18 protein-coding genes are annotated in these 18884 nt (G+C 62.1%); 11 read left to right on the forward strand and 7 right to left on the reverse strand.

The annotated features are described in order from the left end of the window. Positions 1-41: 41 nt before the first annotated feature. From BR00_RS03880 to BR00_RS03895, 4 genes are all read right to left on the reverse strand, one after another. Positions 42-965, reverse strand: a complete 924-nt coding sequence (locus BR00_RS03880; protein ID WP_496476305.1) for a carbohydrate kinase family protein — start codon at positions 963-965, stop codon at positions 42-44. Further along, positions 962-1831, reverse strand: coding sequence for an HAD-IIB family hydrolase (locus BR00_RS03885; RefSeq protein WP_496476306.1), 870 nt, complete (start codon positions 1829-1831; stop codon positions 962-964). The genes BR00_RS03880 and BR00_RS03885 overlap by 4 nt, the downstream gene beginning before the upstream one ends. Beyond that, complete coding sequence (locus tag BR00_RS03890; protein ID WP_496476307.1) at positions 1828-4008, reverse strand: HAD family hydrolase; 2181 nt, start codon at positions 4006-4008, stop codon at positions 1828-1830. The genes BR00_RS03885 and BR00_RS03890 overlap by 4 nt, the downstream gene beginning before the upstream one ends. Positions 4009-4334: 326 nt before the next feature. Then, positions 4335-4859, reverse strand: a complete 525-nt coding sequence (locus BR00_RS03895; protein ID WP_496476308.1) for a nitroreductase family protein — start codon at positions 4857-4859, stop codon at positions 4335-4337. A gap of 19 nt (positions 4860-4878) precedes the next feature. Between BR00_RS03895 and BR00_RS03900 the strand changes: the two genes are divergently transcribed. Further along, positions 4879-5490 carry a CinA family protein gene (locus BR00_RS03900; protein WP_496476309.1) on the forward strand — a complete coding sequence of 204 codons (612 nt, stop codon included), beginning with the start codon at positions 4879-4881 and terminating at the stop codon, positions 5488-5490. Here the strand turns inward: BR00_RS03900 and BR00_RS03905 are convergent. Further along, a complete protein-coding gene (locus BR00_RS03905; protein WP_496476310.1) occupies positions 5487-5906 on the reverse strand; it encodes a hypothetical protein in 420 nt (139 codons plus the stop codon). The two genes, BR00_RS03900 and BR00_RS03905, sit on opposite strands and share 4 nt — an antisense overlap. 169 nt (positions 5907-6075) lie before the next feature. On the opposite strand from BR00_RS03905, the gene BR00_RS03910 reads away from it, so the two are divergent. The 5 genes from BR00_RS03910 to BR00_RS03930 all read left to right on the forward strand — a co-directional run bounded on the left by BR00_RS03910 (position 6076) and on the right by BR00_RS03930 (position 11144). Beyond that, on the forward strand, positions 6076-6681 hold the full coding sequence (locus BR00_RS03910; protein WP_496476311.1) for an L-threonylcarbamoyladenylate synthase: 606 nt from the start codon (positions 6076-6078) through the stop codon (positions 6679-6681). 394 nt (positions 6682-7075) lie between these two features. Then, positions 7076-8647 carry an ATP-binding protein gene (locus BR00_RS03915; protein ID WP_496476312.1) on the forward strand — a complete coding sequence of 524 codons (1572 nt, stop codon included), beginning with the start codon at positions 7076-7078 and terminating at the stop codon, positions 8645-8647. 200 nt (positions 8648-8847) lie between these two features. Further along, the gene (locus BR00_RS03920) at positions 8848-9309 is read left to right on the forward strand and encodes an NUDIX domain-containing protein (protein ID WP_496476313.1); all 462 of its coding nucleotides are present in this window, start codon (positions 8848-8850) and stop codon (positions 9307-9309) included. After that, positions 9290-10804: a glycogen synthase GlgA gene (glgA, locus tag BR00_RS03925; RefSeq protein WP_496476642.1), complete on the forward strand. Its 1515-nt coding sequence runs from the start codon at positions 9290-9292 to the stop codon at positions 10802-10804. The genes BR00_RS03920 and glgA overlap by 20 nt, the downstream gene beginning before the upstream one ends. Further along, complete coding sequence (locus tag BR00_RS03930) at positions 10794-11144, forward strand: isoamylase early set domain-containing protein (protein ID WP_496476314.1); 351 nt, start codon at positions 10794-10796, stop codon at positions 11142-11144. The genes glgA and BR00_RS03930 overlap by 11 nt, the downstream gene beginning before the upstream one ends. Here the strand turns inward: BR00_RS03930 and BR00_RS03935 are convergent. Both BR00_RS03935 and BR00_RS03940 read right to left on the reverse strand, forming a co-directional pair. Next, positions 11118-12548 (reverse strand): GGDEF domain-containing protein, encoded by a 1431-nt coding sequence (locus BR00_RS03935; RefSeq protein WP_496476315.1) that lies wholly within the window; start codon positions 12546-12548, stop codon positions 11118-11120. The two genes, BR00_RS03930 and BR00_RS03935, sit on opposite strands and share 27 nt — an antisense overlap. A 153-nt stretch (positions 12549-12701) precedes the next feature. Further along, complete coding sequence (locus tag BR00_RS03940; RefSeq protein ID WP_496476316.1) at positions 12702-13787, reverse strand: A/G-specific adenine glycosylase; 1086 nt, start codon at positions 13785-13787, stop codon at positions 12702-12704. Positions 13788-13831: 44 nt separating this feature from the next. On the opposite strand from BR00_RS03940, the gene BR00_RS03945 reads away from it, so the two are divergent. The 5 genes from BR00_RS03945 to BR00_RS03965 are packed head-to-tail and all read left to right on the forward strand — an operon-like array spanning position 13832 to position 18881. Next, entirely contained in the window at positions 13832-14845 is a 1014-nt protein-coding gene (locus BR00_RS03945; protein WP_496476317.1) for a glycosyltransferase, read from the forward strand. 24 nt (positions 14846-14869) lie between these two features. Then, a complete protein-coding gene (locus tag BR00_RS03950) occupies positions 14870-15301 on the forward strand; it encodes a hypothetical protein (RefSeq protein WP_496476318.1) in 432 nt (143 codons plus the stop codon). Beyond that, positions 15302-17266 carry an ABC-F family ATP-binding cassette domain-containing protein gene (locus tag BR00_RS03955; protein WP_496476319.1) on the forward strand — a complete coding sequence of 655 codons (1965 nt, stop codon included), beginning with the start codon at positions 15302-15304 and terminating at the stop codon, positions 17264-17266. Next, positions 17251-17697 carry a (deoxy)nucleoside triphosphate pyrophosphohydrolase gene (locus BR00_RS03960; protein WP_496476320.1) on the forward strand — a complete coding sequence of 149 codons (447 nt, stop codon included), beginning with the start codon at positions 17251-17253 and terminating at the stop codon, positions 17695-17697. The genes BR00_RS03955 and BR00_RS03960 overlap by 16 nt, the downstream gene beginning before the upstream one ends. Next, positions 17673-18881, forward strand: coding sequence for a type II secretion system F family protein (locus tag BR00_RS03965; protein WP_496476321.1), 1209 nt, complete (start codon positions 17673-17675; stop codon positions 18879-18881). Before BR00_RS03960 ends, BR00_RS03965 begins: the two co-directional genes overlap by 25 nt. Positions 18882-18884 lie beyond the last annotated feature (3 nt).

Raw genomic sequence — 18884 nt, forward strand, 5'->3', positions numbered from 1 at the left:
AAATATCAGGATGTTTGAATGGTGCTGTCGGAACAACGCATCTATGGCAAGATGTTTCCGGAGGTTTGCGGTTCCTGCTGCCAACAACGAAGAAAATGCTGGTAAAAGGCGGGGTCCTGGATGGTTGCTCCTTGGACGCCCACCACGGCGGAGGCGAAATCTTGGGCCCGAGCAAGCGTTTGGGCAAGGGGCCAATGGTGGAGATATCCGTGGAGGAAGACGGCGGTAAAGGCGTCGCCTGCGCCCACGGTATCGACCACAGGGATGTGGGCGTCGGGTTGGACGCGGAGTTCTTCCCCTGCGGCGGTCAGGGCCAAGGCCCCTTGACTTCCGAAGGTCACGATCAGGGTGTGGAGGTGGTGGCGGCGGAGGAATTGCCAGGCGCGCTGGGCTGCTGTGCCTGCTTCGGGCTCGAGGTCGAGAAGTTCGTGCTCGTTGAGCTTGACCCAATGTGCGCGGGGGATCCAGCGCAGGACGTCGTCACGCCGCCACCAAGGGGCGCGGAGGTTGACGTCGAGAAAGATGGGGGCACGCAGTTTTTGGGCCAGCGTTTGGAGGGTTGCGCGGGAGGACGTCTGTCCCGCGCCGCGCACCGCGAGGCTGCCGTGGTAGAGAAACGCCGGTCGAAGCGTATCCGGCAGCAGGGGATCGTCGATGGCGTCATAGGCCTGATGGGCAAGGATGTCGTACTGCGGCTCTCCGTGCACGAAGGTGATGCGCACGCTGCCTGTGGGAAGGGTTGGGTCGACTTGCACGCCGCGTGTATCCATGCCCCAGTCTTCCATGGCGCGTCGTACTTCCATGCCCGGGGCGTCGTTGCCCACGCGGGTAATGAACAGAGGGGCGTTGCCCAGTCCCGTGAGGTGCCAGGCGACGTTGAACGGCGCGCCTCCGAGGATGCGTTTTCCGTCGGGGAAACAGTCGAAGAGGACTTCTCCAAAAAGAATGGGACGAGGGGGCGTCATGCGGGCTCCTCAAGCCAAAGGGCGACGGAGGGGTGAAAGTGGAGCACCCCTTCAAGGATGCCAGCGCTGTAGTTCCCGTTCATGCCCCAAGGGCCGCCGCGGGCAAGATAGAGGGCGTCGCTGGTGCCGAGACGGGCGGCGCGGGCGACGGCCTCGCGGCGGACGTCTTCGTGGGCGTTGGCTACGAGCACGGAAGGGATGGCGCTTTCCAAGATTTCCAGGTCATTGCCGCTGTCTCCGGCGAACACGGTGGCCTCTTTGGGGATGTCCAGGCGCTGGCGCACAAATTCCAGGGCATGGAGCTTGCCCGCGCACTCGGGTAGGATGTCCACGAGCCCGGTGGCGGTGGTTTCGTCGATGCTCCACACCACACGGCTGCCGCTTCCACAGGCGGCAAGACGGGTTTGGATCTGCGCAAGCAGCGGGCGCGGGTCCTCTATGGCGGAAGTCTCGTAGCTCAGCTTGAAAGGGCCTTGTTGTTCCGGAGCCTGCAGGCGCAGCGTCGGGATGTCCGCCATGGCGGCGGCAAGGGCGTCTCGGCGGCCTTCTGGCCAGCAGCGCCGCAGCGCTTCCGTCCATGTGCGCCAAGGTTCCCAGTCTCGGCCTTGGGGAAGGTAGATGGAAGTCCCCACATCGCAGATGATGAGGTCGGCGGCAGGCAGCTGATAGTGGCGCAGGGCTTCTTCCACCAAGGCGAGGTGGCGGCCGGTGACGTAGACGAGCCGAACCTCCGGCCGGGCTGCCAGACGGCGGAAACGGTCGCGGGCCTGCGGGGACTCGGGATGCACCCCGTTGGGGATCAAGGTGCGGTCGAGATCGGTGGCGAGCAGGAGAACTGGCGGGGAAGTGCGGATAGGTGTGCTCATGTGTTGTCCGCCTCCGGGTCCCGGCACGCGCCAAAGAAGTCGTAGTGGCAGATGCCTTCGAGGATGCCGCGGGCGTAGGCCGCGTGTGCGAAATAGATGCGCTCGGTCTTGGCCAGGGCGCGCAATTCGTCGTTGTGGCGGTTGGCGACGACCACTCCCATGGGATTTCCCCGCAACATATCTTCGTCCGCACCGGAGCCGCCCGCCACCAAGATCCGCTCCAGGGCGATATCCCACTGGTTGGCGAACCAGCGCAAGGCAAAGCCTTTGGAGGCCCGAATCGGCACGATGTCGAGATATTGTCCAAAAGACAGGATGGTGCGCACCGTTTGTTCCCCTTGATGGAGGAGATGAGTGATTTCTTCGAGGGAGGGCGCGGTTTGCGGATCGATATAGTAGCTTACTTTGAAGCGGCTTTGTTCGGCCTTGGGTTGTCGGAGCAAGCCGGGGAGATCGTCGAGGATGGCGCGCACTGCTTCTGGGGCCCAGAGGTGATCGATGTGTCGGGCCCACATGCGGTCGAGATCGTAGTCGGGAGCGTAGTAGATCTCGGTGCCCAGGCGGGCGATGAGAACGTCCGGCATGGGGAGCCTGTAGCGGCGCATGACCTTGAGACTGGATTCCAAGGAACGCCCAGTGGCGATGGCAAACAGGGAGCGTTTGCGGTGCGTACGCACCATGGTCGTGAAGTCCGCCAAGGAGTCGGGGTCTCCCAAGAGGTTTTGGTCCAGATCCGAGACAATGGCCCGATCGGAATACAGCGGGCGTTGGTACGTCAGTGGCGGCTGGATGGCTGGGGAGTGCTCGAGTAGCGGTGTGATGGCTTCGAGGTAACGTGCGGCGTGGGCGTCCCAGGAGTAGAGTTTGCGCACATTGGCGAGCCCTTGGGTCGCACATTGCGTCCACAGTGTGGAGTCTTGAAGCACGGTGGTGAGTGTGGCGGCGATCTCTTCGGGGTTGAGCGGGTCGATGAGAAATCCATTGCCGCAATTGGCGATGATGTCCCTCGGGCCGCCGTCGGAAGTCGCGACGATGGGGAGCCCGCTGGCCGCCGCCTCGATCAAGGTCAGCCCAAAAGGCTCGGTGAGGGCGGGGTTCACGAAGACACCTTTCAGGGCCGCAGCCAGGCGGTAGAGGATGGGGACATCCTCCCATTGGTGGTGCTTGGGGTAGGCCGCCCTGCCATAGAGGTCGTAGCGATCGATATCGAGGAGCAGGGTCGTGAGTACGGACTGGGCGCCGGTGTCGAGATCGCGGATATCGTCCCGATTGCCAGCAATCACTACCAGGTTGGCAAGATTCTGGAGCGTTGGAGATTCGCCGTACGCCTGGACCAATGTCGCGATATTCTTGCGCTCATCGGGCCGGGATAAGGCCAGGATCATGGGTTTGTGGGGTTCTTGGAGAAAGCGGAAAACTTCGCGGGCGATAGGGGTGTCGAGCTCGCTGCCGTCAGGTGCGGTGAAGCGTTGGAGGTCCGTCCCCGGAGGAATGACCACCATCCGTTCGGGATGAGCGTGGTCGTAGAGGCCGTATTGCTCTTCGATCTCGTTGGAGGTGGAGGTGATGACCAGTGAGGCGGTCGCGAGGGTGTGCTCTTCTGCTTCGATCCGCCGCGCCATGTGGTAGCGTGCTTCGATGGCGTCCCGCTTGAGGCCGGAGGCCATGAGGCGGCGGAGTTTGACCCGGCCGAGAGAGTGGCCGGTATGCACCAAGGGCACCCCAAGGAGGTTGGCCATGCGTACCCCCACGTAACCGGCATCGGCATAGTGGGTGTGGATGATGTCGGGGAGGCGATGCTGCGCCCGCAGGAAGGCGACGGCGTTGTCGGCGAAGGAGTCGAGATAGTCCCAGAGTTCTTCTTTGCGGATGTATTCTTCCGGACCGCAGTCGATGCGTATGATGTGGGCGTTGGGGGCAAGCATCTCCGATGGTTGGGCATAGTCCTCGCTGACGCTGGGGTCCACGACGCGGCGGGTCAAGAGGTCCACGCGGCCCACTTCAGGGCGCCTTGCCAGCGCTCGGGCAAGCTCGACCACATACAGGGTTTGTCCCCCGGTGTCCGCATCCCGACCGAGTTCCAGGTCATGGGCGCGGATGAGACCGTGGATGCTGATATGAAGGAGGTAGAGGCCGTTTGGAGAGAAAGGAGCATGGGAAGAGGAATGTTGTGACATAGGCATGGTTGTTGTTTACTTGTACCGCGCAAGCAGTGAGAAAGAGCCTTGGAGGTGGATGCGACGGTGAAGCAATGGTTTGAGGATATCGCTTGGTAAGCATTTGGTATTTTTATGGACTATGCCGCAGTTGTCATTCTTTGTCAATATTGTAAAAAATATAGCTCTGCCTCAGTAAGGAAACCTTCTGGGACGGTTCTTGAGATATTCTTGTGGTGTTTTCAGGGATAGGTGCGGCCGGTGCGTGGAGGGGCGTCGGCATCGAGAAGGCAATGCCCCGCCTGCGGGGCATTGCGGGGCGAAGGAGAAACCATTCTGGTGGACGCCTATTTCCAGGGGGCGCCCCAGGTATTGTGGTGCACGCGGGCGGGGTCGAAACGATCCGCAGCGCTGGGGGATTGCGCCGGATGTCCCACGGGGATGAACGCCAAGGGAACGATGTTGGACGGCAGAGAAAAGCGTTCCCGAAAGCGGCTCACGCGGGCTTCGTCGGGATAGATGCCTGTCCATACCGCGCCCAGCCCAAGACCATGGGCCGCCAGCAGGATGTTCTGCACCGCCGCGGCGCAGTCCTGGACCCAGAATCCCGGGTACTTTTCGCGCGAGAGGTCTCCGCATACAAGGATGCCCACCGCGGCCTCCCGGCTCATGGCGGCGTAGGGGTGGATTTCGGGGATTTGTGTCAAGATGCTGCGGTCATCTATGACAATGAGTTGCCATGGCTGGGCATTGCCGGCGCTGGGTGCCATCATGGCTGCCTGGAGCAGGGTTTGAATCTGGTCTGGACTGACTGGTTCGGGCGTGAATTTGCGGATGCTGCGCCGAGTACGGATAGCGTCGAGAACGTGCATAGAAAGACCTCCTTGCGTGATGATGGATATTCTCTCATGGGGCGTGGCGTCTGCAAGTCAAGACGCCGGGGAAGACCTGGCGCGTTTTTGCATGCAGGCGCAGGCGGATGGGGTGACGTTCCGGAGTATTGGAATAGTGGAGGCAAGAATGGTTCCTGAGGATGTTTGTGCGCTTGCCGCGCTGGTTGGTGAGGCCGCCCGCCGGCGGAAAGTGATGCTCGCCACCGCGGAGTCGTGCACCGGCGGTTTGGTGGCAGGGGCGCTCACGGCTGTGGCGGGGAGCTCGGACTGGTTCGCCGGTGGGGTTGTGGCCTATGCCAATGCCGTGAAAACTACGGTCCTGGGAGTCCCCCAGGAAGTTCTTGCCGCCCATGGCGCGGTGAGCGCCGAGTGCGTCATCGCCATGGCCCGTGGGGTATGTCGGGTGCTTGGGACCTCGGGAGCGGTGGCCATCTCCGGCATTGCCGGCCCGGGAGGAGGGACGCCTGCCAAGCCGGTAGGGCTGGTGTGGATGGCGTGGGTTGTGGAGGATACCTGTGCGGCGCGTTCCTTTCATTTTTCCGGAGACCGCGCCGCCGTGCGTACCGCCGCCGTGCGGGCGGCACTTGTCGGGCTTGGAGAGCGGCTTTAGAGGTAGTCCCCGCGGTTGAACTTGATTTCTTCTGCGGCGCCGAGCACTTCCAGCTCGTTGACCATCTCGTGCAGCCGGGCGTCCAGGTTGGGGGCGGCACTGGCGGTTTCTTTGACTGCGGCGAGATTTTGGTGGATGGCGTTCAAGATGGCATGTCCCTGCTTGAGATCCGCTTGCTCCACCGAGGAGGCATAAGCGTCCCATTGATCCATGAGTGCGGTGAGCTGTTTCATGACCGTTCGCTCCGTCTCCTGCGCCAGGGTGGCTTGAATCCCGAGGACCGTCGGGGGCATAGCGGGCTGGGTCGCAGTGGGGGCTTGGGTATGTTGGGCAAGCACCGAGGCGAAATCGCCGTTGGCCTTGGTCTTGGCGGTGGGGGCCTGCTGCTGGGTAGGGGTGAGGGCAGTGATTTTCATGGCCGTCTCCTTGGAAGATGTCCGGAAAGTAGCAAAGAGCTTGCCAGGTCGCTTGATGCCTTGATGGCTGGGGCTGCCTTGTTGGGAGAGACAGTTATGCCGGTAAATTTTGCCGCGTGTTCTGGCAAGGGGACGAGGAACTCCGAATGGCGGTAACAAGGAAGCAGTGATGCAGTGGGATTCTGTGGATCAGGCCGTGGCCTGGCTGCGCAGGGGCGGGTGTGTGGTGTATCCTACGGAAACCTTGTATGCCTTGGGATGTTTGGCCACGGAAGTCCACGCCTGCGCCATGGTGACGCGGCGCAAAAGTCGGCCGGAAGGCAAGCCGTTTCCTCTCATTGTTTCGGGCTGGGAGATGGTTCAGGAATTTTTCCTCTTGCCGGAAGCGGCGCGCGCCCTTGCCCACGCCTTCTGGCCGGGACCACTCACCATGGTGCTTGCGTGCCGTCAGGCGCTGGCACCTGAGACCATGGACGCGCAAGGCCGGGCGGCGGTACGCATGACCCCGCACCCTGTGGCCGCAGCCTTGTGCCTGGGCTGCGGGGGGCCGTTGGTGGCCACCAGCGCCAACGTGAGCGGCGAGCCTGCCCCGGCGCGGCCCGAGGAGGTGGACCGGGCGGTGCTGGGCGAAGACATCCCGCTGGTGAGCGCTCGTCCTTGGCCCACAGGTGGTAAGCCTTCCACCATTGTGGTCGTGGAACACGGCGCGATTCGGGTGTTGCGGGAAGGGGCTGTGCCGCGAGCACAACTGGCAGTGTGGGGCGACGTGGTTTAATATTTTTACGGTGAATCAAGATGGTAAAGGGGTTGGGTACAAAAGTTTGTACTTCAGTATCCCAGGAACGGTTCCGGAATTACCCGTGTATCCTCGGTTAAAGAAAAAACAGTTCCTTTGGCCCAACCTTTGCTAGAAAAGAAGCGAACTTCCTCCTTTTGCCAAAGCCGGCCTGTGTGGTATGATGCACAGGCCGGTTTTGCTTTTGGGATCAGGGAAGCGCGGTGTGACGCGTCGCCCATGTCCCCCCCCATGGGGACAGAGTCCTGAAGCGTGCGGAGTATCGTGTGGGGTATCGCTTGGAGGTCCTTGCGGATGCTCTGTCCGAGTGCTTTGACTTTTCCCTTGGCCAGGGTATCCAAAGCGTAATATCTTTGCTCATCCCGAGGTGGCTATGGCGCGCAAAAAACTGCCCATCGGCATCCAGACCTTCGCCAAGATCCGCGAAGAAAACTGCTACTACGTAGATAAAACCCCCTTCGTGGCGCGGCTCGCCGAAGACGGCGGGTACTACTTTCTCTCCCGGCCCCGGCGTTTCGGTAAAAGCCTGTTTCTCGACACCCTGGCCGAGGCCTTTGCCGGAAGTCGCACGCTCTTCACTGGGCTGTACCTGGAAAATCACTGGGATTGGGAACGGCGCCATCCGGTGGTGCGGCTCTCCTTTGCCGAAGGGCGGCTGCAGCAGGGAGCCCAGTTGGAAGAACACATCCATGAGGCCCTGACGGAAAATGCGCGGCGCCTCGGGGTGTCCATCGATCCTGCGCCCAAAGACGTCCACCTGCGCTTTGGTCAGCTCATCACCCGTGCGGCAGAGCAGCAAGGGCGCCAGGCCGTGGTGCTCATCGACGAGTACGACAAACCCATTCTCGATAACCTTACCGACCCGGACACGGCGCGGGCCATGCGCGAGGGCCTGCGCAACCTCTACTCGGTACTCAAGGGCCGGGACGCGGACCTGCGCTTCGTCTTCCTCACCGGGGTGTCCAAATTCAGCAAGGTGAGCCTCTTTTCCGGGCTCAACAACCTCAACGACATCACCGTGGACGACCGCTACGCCACCCTCTGCGGCTACACCGAGGCGGACCTGGACACGGTCTTCGCCCCGGAGTTCGCTGCCGCCGCCCAGGACGGGCGTCCATTGGACCGGAACATGGTGCGCGCCTGGTACAACGGCTACCACTGGGGGGCGCAGGAGATGGTGTACAACCCCTTTGACGTACTGCTGCTTTTCGACAAACGCCAGTTCCGCTCCTGGTGGTTCGAGACCGCCACCCCCACCTTTCTCGTGGAGTGGCTCATGCGGCATCAGTTCTTCACCCCGCGTCTCGAGCGCCTCTATGCCAGCGAAGCCCTGCTTTCGGCCTTCGACGTGGACCGCATCGAACCCGAAGCCCTGCTCTGGCAGACCGGATACCTCACCATCCAGTCTTCCCGCCCCACCCCCGCCGGGCCGGCGTACTTTCTTGGGGTGCCCAACCACGAAGTCCGCACCGCCCTCAACGAGGCCCTGCTCACCGCCTGGCTGCCTGCGCCCACCCGGGTGCGGGAAGCGGGACTCGACCTCTACGACTGGCTGGCCCAAGGGGATACCGAGGCTGTGCACGGCCATTTCCAGCGCCTTTTCGCAAGCATCCCGGCGGACTGGTACCGCAAAAGCCCCATCGCTCAATACGAGGGCTATTTTGCCAGCGTGTTCTACAGCCACCTGGCCTCCCTGGGGCTTTCCATCATTCCCGAGGACGTAAGCTCCCACGGCCGCTGCGACCTGGCCGTACGCTACGAAAACACCGTCTGGGTGTTCGAATTCAAAGTGGTGGATGGCGACGCCCCCACCGGCGCGGCCCTCGCCCAGCTCAAGAAGAAAGACTACGCCGCCAAATACCGCGCCCCGAATGTCACCGTCATCGAAGTGGGCGTGGAGTTCAGCACGACAAGGCGCCAGATCGTGGGCTGGGAGGTGGCGTGACGCGACATAGTTTTGGGACGCCCTCTTTGCTCAAACAGGTCAAGTTCTTCCTTTTGCCAAAATCGGTCTGTGTGTTGCCTCGGCCGGTCTTCCATTGGAAGCTGCGCGTGTCTTTCATGGCAATATGGTGACGAAGCCGTTGCCCCGTCTTGCTTTCTTGGTCGGTTTTGGTAGGCACGAATACAAAAGGAGACCCGAAGATGCCTGTGTGCCCCCATTGCGGCCAGGAGATCGTGCCGCGTAACCCCTATCCCACGGTGGACGTGGTGCTCTACCATCCCGAGCAGGGGGTCGTGTTGGTGGAGCGGGCGAATCCACCCCATGGCTGGGCTTTGCCTGGTGGATTCGTGGACTATGGCGAGAGTGTGGAGGCCGCGGCACGGCGGGAAGTGCGCGAGGAGACCGGGCTTGAGGTGGACCGCCTCGTCCTGCTCGGGGTGTATTCGGACCCGGATCGCGATCCCCGGTTCCATACCATGAGTGTCGTGTTCGTGGCGCGGGTCCCGGGGCATGCGTGCCCTGTGGGCGGCGATGACGCCCGGTGCGCGCGGTTTTTTCCCCTGGAGTCCCTTCCGGGGCTGGCCTTTGACCACCGTCGGATCTTGGACGATTTCGCGTGCTCTCTTGAACAAGGAGCCTATGATGCCCTCACCGCCGCATGATGTCGTGCTCATCACCTCGGAGATCTTCCCGTTCTCCAAAAGCGGTGGTTTGGCGGACGTCTTGGGTGCCTTGCCGGTGGCCTTGCGGCGGTTGGGGGTACGGGTGGCGGTGGTGACGCCCTTGTATGGCCGTTTGAGCACGGGGAAATATCCCGTGCGTCTGGTGCATGAAAACTGCCCTGTCGGGTTCCCGTGGCCAGAAGTCACGTTCGACGTGTATGCGGCGGACTACCACGACGTGGCCGTATATTTCATTGAACGCCCGGAGTATTTCGATCGCCGTGGCTACTATTGTACATCCAAAGGCGACTATTTCGACAACGGTGAACGTTTCATCTTTTTTTGCCGGGCGGCGCTTTCCCTTATTCACAACATGGGGTTTGGGGCACGCATCGTTCACGCCCACGATTGGCATGCAGCATTAGCCATGGCGTATATCCATTTCGCCAGATTTTCGGATCCATTTTGGTGGAATGTCAAGACTGTATTTACCATCCATAATTTAGCGTATCAGGGGCGGTTTTCCTACCGGCTTTTTGCCATGTCCGGGCTCCCGGCGGAGGCATGGCACATGGACGGCGTCGAGTTCTATAGCAGTTTCAACTATATGAAAGCAGGCATCGCGTATGCGGACCGCATCACCACGGTCAGCCCCAGTTATGCCGAAGAGATCCTCACCCCAGAATTTGGCTGTGGCATGGAGGGCCTGCTCCAGCGCCGCCGCGACCTGGTAAGCGGCGTTCTCAACGGAATGGATCAGGATGTTTGGAATCCGGCGCGGGATCCGTTTCTTCCCTGCTGTTATGACGCCACGGACGTGCGCGGCAAAATGCAGTGCAAGATGCATATGCTGGAGCGGGTAGGGCTTTCGGCGTATTTTTTGGACCGGCCTGTGCTTGGATTTGTGGGGCGGCTGCGTGGTCAAAAAGGCATCGATATGGTCCTTGATGCCTTGCCCATGCTCATGGCTCTTGACGTGGGCTTGGTGGTTTTGGGGGAAGGAAATCCCGCATACGAGGCCCGGCTTTTTCAGGCGGTGGAAGACTACCCCGGCCAAGTGGCCGCCGTGGTGGGATATACGGAAGAGATGGCCCATGTCATCCAGGCCGGGACGGACATCTTTCTCATGCCCTCCCGCTACGAGCCGTGTGGGCTCACCCAGATGTACAGCATGCGCTACGGCACGATCCCGGTGGCCACGGCTGTGGGGGGCTTGCGGGACACCATCGTCCCCTACCCGTTGGAAGACGCCACGGGGTTCATGTTCGCCCCTGCCACGGCGGACCGTTTGGTGGAGACCGTACGCGAGGCGGTCCGGGTATGGCGGGACCGGGAGGCTTGGCGGGAGATGCAGCGTCGGGCCATGGAGAGTGATTTTTCCTGGGAGCGGTCAGCGCGGCAGTACGTGGCGTTGTACCAAGAGCTTTGTCCCGATTTGGAGTGTACGTCGGTGGCGGAGAAGGTGTCACCGAAGGGGGATCCCAATGGCCATTGAAAAGAAGTACCTGAAGTCCAAAAAGAAATTCAAGGTCACCTTTACGCTTTCCGCCGAAGAGAGCGGGGGGGCGACGAGTGCCGCCCTGGTGGGCGAGTTTACCCGGTGGATGGACGGGGCCCTGCCCATGAAACGGGACAAGCAAGGGAATTTCCGGGCTGTGGTGGAGCTCCCCGGCGGTCGACGGTATGCCTTCCGTTATCTGCTCGACGGGAGTCGCTGGGAAAACGATTGGAAGGCCGATGCCTACCGCTACTGTTCCTTTGCTGCTGCGGACAACTCCATCCTCGATCTCACCGAGATCCCGTCCTCGTTACGAGTGGGCGCAGATCGGGGCTGAGGCCTCCCCTAAGGACGAGACGCACACCATGTTGCGGCCGCCGGTCTTGGCCCGGTAGAGGGCCTGGTCGGCTTCGTGCACCAGGGCCTCCGGCGGGGTGAAGGCCCCGGGGCGCATGCCTGCCACGCCGATGGAGGCCGTCACCCGGAAGGTCTTGCCTTCGAAGGAAAAGCGCTCCTGGGCAATGAGGTCGCGGAGGCGTTCGGCCAGGACCCAGGCCTGTTCTTCACTGGTCTGCGGCAAGAGGACGATGAATTCTTCGCCGCCGAACCGGGCCGGAAAGTCCGATTCCCGCAAGGTGCGCTGCAGCAATTGTCCCACGCGGGTCAGCACCATGTCGCCGGCCAAGTGGCCGTAAGTGTCGTTGACGGCCTTGAAGAAATCCAGGTCCAGCATGAGCAGGCTGAGTTCCTGTGCGTGCCGCTGGTGGCGTTTCATCTCTTCCCGCAGCCGTTTGTCGAAGGCATAGCGGTTGGCGATGTGTGTCAGGCCGTCGTGATCTGCCATGGCCTTGACGCGGCGAAAGCGCAGGGCGTTGTGGAGGGCCAGGGCCACGTGGTTGGCTGCGGCGTGCAGGGTGCGCAATCGATCTCGCCCCAAGGTGTGGACCCCTTGGGTGCAGAGTACGAGGGCGCCGAAGGTGCCTCCCTGGGTCGTCTGGAGGGCCTGGGTAAAGAGTTCGGCCTTGTGGGGTGGGTGCTGCAAAGGTTCTCCCCATTCGAGGATTTGCCGCCGAAAGGCCGTTGCAATACCGCCGCCCAGCCGCTCCATGACGCGGCCGAGATGATTGATCCATTGTTCTTGGAGTTCCGGGATGCCGTGGGGAAGGAGAAAGTCTGCCTCCAGGCCGTTTCCCGTGGATTCCCACAGGACCGCGGCGGCCTGGTGTACAGGCACCAGGGTGGTGACGGCGTGGAGATAGGCGGAGAGCACCTGGTGGATCTCCAGGGTGGCCGATGCGTTGCGCAGCACGCCGTTGAGAAAGGCGAGTTCTTCGTTTTTGCGCACCAAGAGTTCCCGTTCCAGGGTGATCTCTTTGGCCATGTTGCGCATGTCTTCGCTGATCCGGAACATCTCCCGCAGCTGTTCAAGGAGGGTGCTGATCTTTTCCGCGGTCAGGGGGAGCGTCACCACCGCCACGAAGCGGCCGGCGGCAAAAAGTTCCAGGGCGTGCTCGGCGGTGGTGTCCGCCACCAGCACGCAGGCAAGCCCCCCTTGTTCCAGCACGCGGCGGGCGTTGCGGGGCACGGAGTCCCAGGTGGACGCTGCCACGAAGATGGCCGTATCTTCACGAATATCCCCGAATTTTGAAGGATCGGCGGCGGCCATGGGTGCGGACAGCATAACTTCGAGGGACTGGGCGATGGCCTGAGGAAGTCCAAGATACCAATAGGACTGCGGCATGAGATACCTCCTGGCCAAGGAATATGCAAAAAGGTTGCCGCAGAAAAAGATCTTTGGATATCCAAAGGATGGATGATGGGCTGACGAGGGGGCCGAGGGGCGTGTCAGGGGCCTGACTGTGAGGAGCGTGTGCCCCCGAGACGTGCAGGGATGTCAGTCCCGATGGGGATGGGCCTGTTTTCGGCTCAAGGCCTGCACCAACTTTCGGTGTCCGGCGGGAAAGGGCAGGGCGCGCACTTCGTCCCAGGTGGCCCAGCGGGCGGTTTCCGCTTCGGTGAGGGCCAGGTGGTTGGGGTCGCTGACAAGGTGGACCGTAAAGGCGTGCAGCGTGACGCGGTACTGCATGTAGCTATGCCGGAAGACGCCCAGCAGTCGAGGCGCTTCCACCGTCAGACCGGTTTCTTCGGCGATCTCCCGGCAGACGGCGGCTTCGGGGCGCTCGCCCGCTTCCACCACGCCGCCGGGAAATTCCCACAGGCCGCCCCAGACGTCGTCCAGCCGTCGCCTTTGCACGAGCACCCGGCCTTGGTGCCAGATGAGGCCTGTGGCCATGGTGATGCGGATCACCTGGGGGCGTGGCGGCCGCACGGGGAGGTCCTGGGTGGTGCCGTCCTGGGCGGCGCGGCATTGGGGCGCCATCGGGCAGTCCTCGCAGCGGGGGTGTCTGGGGGTGCAGACGAGGGCCCCCAGTTCCATGAGCCCTTGGTTGAAGAGGCGCGCCTGACCGGGGGGGAGATGCTCGCGGCAAAAGGTCTCCACGGTTTGCCGGGTGTCCGCGGCAGTGATGGGGGCCCGGATGGCGCGAAGTCGCGCCACCACCCGCAGTACATTGGCGTCTACCACTGGCACGTCCTGGTTGTAGGCGATGCTGGCAATGGCTGCGGCCACGTAGGGACCGATGCCGGGAAGACGGCGCAGGAGTTGGGGATGCCTGGGGAGTTCGCCGCCGAAGTCTTGGCACAGGACGCGGGCGCAGGCCATGAGGTGGTGGGCGCGGCGGTAGTAGCCGAGCCCTTCCCAGAGTTTGAGCACCAACGCCTCTGGCGCGGCGGCTAAGGCCGGGATATGGGGGATTTGACACACGAAGCGCGTGAAGTACGGGACGACCCGGTCCATTTGTGTTTGCTGGGCCATGACCTCCGCCAGCCATACGTGGTACGGGTCGTAGGTTGCGCGCCAGGGAAGCGGCCGGGCGTTTGCTGTAAACCACCGGATGAGGGCATGCGCAAAGGGCGTCATGCCGTGTGCAGACACTACGCCGGTGATTTTGTAAAGGGAGGAGAATGGGAAGCCCTCGTGTTTCCGTAGTGTTGCCATGTTACCAGGCTGCAGACACCCTTCCGGCGTGCCTGGAGAGCCTGCTCGCGCAGACCTTGGGCGATATGGAGGTCATTGCCGTGGACGATGGCTCCATCGATGCCACGGCCGAAGTCCTGCACCGTTACGCCTCTTGGGATCGCCGCGTGCGGCCGTTTTTCCGTCCTCACGAGGGGTTCGTGGCTACGGTCAATTTTGGTTTGGCCCAAAGCCGGGGGGAGTTTGTCGCCCGCATGGACGCCGATGACGTGTGCTTGCCGGCGCGTTTTGCCGAGCAGGTGCGCTTTTTGGAGGACCACCCGCACATCGGCCTGGTGGGCTGTTTGGTGCGCTTTGGCGGGGACGCGGTGCGTGCCCGTGGGTACAAGGCGTACGTGGATTGGACCAATTCCGTGGTGGACGAGGAGGCCATTTCCCGCTCCCGCTTCATTGAGTCTCCCTTCGCCCACCCCAGCCTCATGTGGCGCCGGCCTCTTGCCAGCTCTTTGGGGGGCTTCTATGAGGGGCCCTTCCCCGAGGATTACGAGCTCATCTTGCGCTGGCTCGATGCAGGGGTCCGCATGGCCAAGGTGCCGCAGGAACTTCTTGTTTGGAATGATCCGCCCACGCGGCTGTCGCGCACGGATCCACGCTATGATTCCGAGGCCTTTTACGCCATCAAGGCCCGGTATTTGGCCCGTTGGCTCCATAGCCAAGGACACGAGCGCGTTGTTGTGGTGGGCGCAGGGCGGCTTTCCCGACGGCGGGCCCTGCTTTTGGAAGCCCATGGGGTGGAAATCCGCGCCTTTCTCGACGTGGATCCGGCAAAAATCGGCAAAACGCTCTCGGGAAAGCCCGTATACTCGTGGTATGCAATGGAGTCTGTCGGGCAGGACTTCCTTGTATCGTATGTGGGAGGCCGTGGAGGGCGGGAACGCGTGGCGGCGTTTTTGGAACGCCGCGGCTACAAAGCAGGCCGCCACTATATTTTGGCGGCATAACCCATTATCAAGGATATGAAATCAATGAGCACAGCATTGCAGCAGTACGTGGAAGACATCGAACGGGTGCTTCCCCGCGTGGTTTCCGAATGGGAACTCTTGGGAGATGTGACTGAAGAGGGCGCCGTATGGGGCTTTGATATCGAAGAGGATGACGTCAGTGGATTTGTGGTGTTGGAATCCAATGTGGGGACGTACGACGTGCCCACGGTGAGCGTCTCTTTGTCCCTGGGCCCGGTGAGCGAGGCGGACCGGGAAGACCTCTTGGATATGCTGGCCATCAGCGCCCAGTTACTGGACGCGTGCATGACCATTACCCCCCCCATCGGTGAAGAAGGCGAAGAATACTTCCTCATCCAGACCAAGTTTTTGGCCAAGGACTTTTCCGAAGCCCGCATCCTTTCGGCCATCAAGTCTTTGGTGGCCCAATTGGATATGTTCTTCGGCGCTCAGTAAATGTCGCGGATTACCTTGCAGGCGGTCTCCAAGTCTTTTGGCGGCCGCGATCTTTTTACTGGTCTTTCCCTGGAGGTCCATGCCGGGACCCGCTTGGCCTTGGTGGGGCCCAACGGCTGCGGTAAATCCACGCTGCTCAAGATCGTGGCCGGAGAAGTGGAGCCCGACGCCGGAAGCGTGCATATCCCCCGCGGAAGCCGCGTCGGCTATGTGGAGCAGGAGCTCTCGGCCGACCAATTGGCCATGGCTTTGGAAGACTTCGTTCTGGAAACCATCCCTTCGTGGGGGGAGTTCTGGCAGAAGTGGCGTGCCGCAGTGGACGCGGGCGATACTGCGGCCCTGGAGCGCCTGGCCGCGCGCCAGGCGGAGTTGGAGGCCCAGTACGGCTACAATCCGGAGCACCGCGCCCATGCCATTTTGGCGGGCTTGGGTTTTGCCCCCACGACGCTGCGGCGGCCCGTGGAGGCGCTCAGCGGCGGTTGGCGGGAGCGGGCCAAGTTGGCCCGGGTCCTGGTGGCCGGCGCGGACATCCTGTTGCTCGACGAGCCCACCAATCATCTCGACCTGGACGCCGTGGAATGGCTGGAAAGCTACGTGACCCAGTTTCCCGGCGTGGTGCTGTTTGTGGCCCATGACCGCTACTTTTTGGACCGGGTGGCCACCAAGACCCTTTTTCTCGGCGGCGGTAAGCCCCTGCTTCGGGACGGCAACTTCAGCCAATTCGTAGAGTGGTTCGAGGAGCGGGCCGCCCAGGCCCAGCGGGAGGCCGCCAAGCTCCGCGAGGAGATCGCCCGCAAGCAGGCCTTTGTGGATCGTTTCCGATACAAAGCCACCAAGGCCCGCCAGGCCCAGAGTCGGCTCGGGCAGATCGCCCGCCTCAAGGATCAGCTCCAGGACATGGAGCCAGCGCGCCGGGCGCGTTCCCTCTCCTTTTCTTGGCCGGAACCGGACCCCGGCAACCAGACCGTGGTCTCTGCGGTGGACTTGGGATTTGCCTTCGCCGACGCGCCGCTTTTCGCCAATCTCAATTTTCATCTTTACCGCGGGCAGAAGGTGGCTTTAGTGGGCCCCAATGGTCGGGGAAAATCCACGCTGCTCAAACTCATCACCGGGCACTTAGAGCCCACCGCCGGCTCGGTGAGTGTCGGATCGTCCATCACCATCGGCTATTTCAGTCAGCATCAAACGGAGGTTCTACGCCCGCACTTTCCGGTATTGGCGGAACTCAAGCGTTTGGCCTCCCCGGCGTGCACGGATTTTCAACTCAAGTCCGTGCTCGGGCTCTTCCTTTTGGGAGAGAGCTATTGGGACAAGAAGGTGGAGGCCCTGTCCGGCGGGGAGAAGAACCGTTTGGTGCTTGCCCATCTCTTCCTCAAGCGCGCCAATTTTTTGGTGCTCGATGAGCCGACCAACCACCTGGACATGGAAAGCCGCGAGGCCCTGGTGGAGGCCCTGGAGAGCTATTCCGGCACGGTGCTGGTGGTGGCCCATGATCGCTACCTCCTCTCCCAGGTCACGGACGAGATTTGGGAGCTCACCCCCTCGGGCATCGTGGCGCATCACTTCGGCTTTGAAGAATACATGCGCCGTAAGGCGGATGCCGCCAGCGCGGCGTCGGCGGACACCCCTTCCACCCCGACCAAAGCCGCATCGCGGCCTGCCATTCGGGAGGAGCTCAAGGCGCAGCGCCGGCAGCAGGCGGAAGCCCGTAACCGCATCTCTCGGCAGCTCAAACCCCTGCGGGAGCGCTACGCGGCCTTGGATGCGCAGCTCGACGCAGTCCTTGCGGAACACGGAGAGGTCGAAATCCAGCTGGCCGACCCTGCCACCTACGCGGACGCTGCCCTCGCGCAGGAGCTTGGGCGTCGTTTTGCCGAGCTCTCTCGCGCGGCCGAAGACCTGATGACGGACCTTGCCTATTTGGAGCGGGAGATTCAGGAGTTGGAACGGTGTCTGCCGGGATAGAGGCGCACGTGATGCTCGTGGTGGCCGGGATCTTGGCCCGCCGCGGCCCGGAGATCTTCCTTGCCCGCAGGCCGGAGCGCAAGCGTCTGGGGGGGCTGTGGGAGTTCCCCGGCGGCAAGGTGGATGCAGGAGAGGGCCTGCATGCCGCGCTCTCCCGTGAGCTGACCGAAGAATTGGGGATCACGGTTCGTGCGGCTTGCCTCTGGAAAAGCGTGGAGAAACGGGATAGGGATTCGGTCCTGAGGCTTGCCGTGTTTCACGTCGCTTCCTGGGAAGGGGAACCTGTGCCCCGGGAAGGGCAGCATGTGGGGTGGTTTTCGCCACGCCAGGCTTTGGAATTGCCGCTGGTGGATGTCGATGCGGCGCTGCTGGCGGAATTGGTGCGACAGCACGACCAGGAGGGCGTATGGCCATTTTTCTGTACCGGGTGAAGACCCGCGGCGGGCGGACCCTCAAGGGGGAGATGGACGCCCCGTCCGCGGATGTCGTGGAAGCCGCCCTGCGGCGTAAAGGCTACCAGGAAATCAAGGTCAAGCCCAAGCCCAAAGACCTTCTGGAAGGCACCTTCCTGGAAGGCGGGGTCAGCGATCGCGACATGGTGGTCTTCAGCCGGCAATTCGCCACCATGATCAATGCCGGCGTGCCCATCCTCCAGTCCCTGCAAATTTTGAGCGAGCAGACGGAAAACCCCAAGCTGCGGCGGCGCCTCTACAGTATCCGCGCCGATATCGAGGGCGGAAGCTCGTTGTTCGATGCCCTCAAAAAATATCCGGATATCTTCGATTCCCTCTACACCAACATGGTCAATGCCGGTGAGGCCGGCGGTATCCTGGACCAGGTACTCTTGCGCCTGGCCGACTACATCGAAAAGGCAGCCAAGCTCAAGGCCAAGATCAAAGGGGCCATGATCTACCCCGCGGTGGTGGTGACCGTGGCCATTGCCGTCATCGCCGTGATCCTGATCTTCGTCATCCCCACCTTCAAGACCATGTTCGAGTCCATGGGGGGAAGCCTGCCGGCGCCCACGGTGTTCGTCATCAACTTGAGTAATTTTGTCGTCAACAACTTTTTGCTTCTCCTCGGCGGTGCTGTGGCCGCCTTTGTGGCCTTCAAGCTTTTTTACCGCTGGGAAAAGGGGCAGATCCTGGTGGACCGATGGGTGCTCTTTTTGCCGGTGTTTGGCCCGCTCCTTCGCAAGGCCGCGGTGGCCAAGTTCAGCCGTACTCTTTCCACCATGGTCTCCAGCGGCGTGCCTATTCTGAACGCCCTCGACATCGTCTCCAAGACTTCGGGAAACAAAACCGTGGAATTGGGCGTGCTCGATGCGCGTAAGTCCATCGCTGAAGGCCAGACCCTGGCGGAGCCTCTGGAAGAGACCGGGGTGTTCCCGCCCATGGTCATTCACATGATCTCCATCGGTGAGGCCACGGGTGCTTTGGACACCATGCTCGGGAAGATCGCCGACTTCTATGACGACGAGGTGGACGTGGCCGTGGAATCCCTCACCTCGCTTATCGAGCCGGTGATGATCGTATTTCTGGGTGTGGTGGTGGGCGGCCTGGTCATCAGTATGTACCTGCCCATTTTCTCCATCGCGGACGTGGTCTCCAAATAACCG

This window comes from Thermodesulfomicrobium thermophilum DSM 16697 (assembly GCF_059568695.1).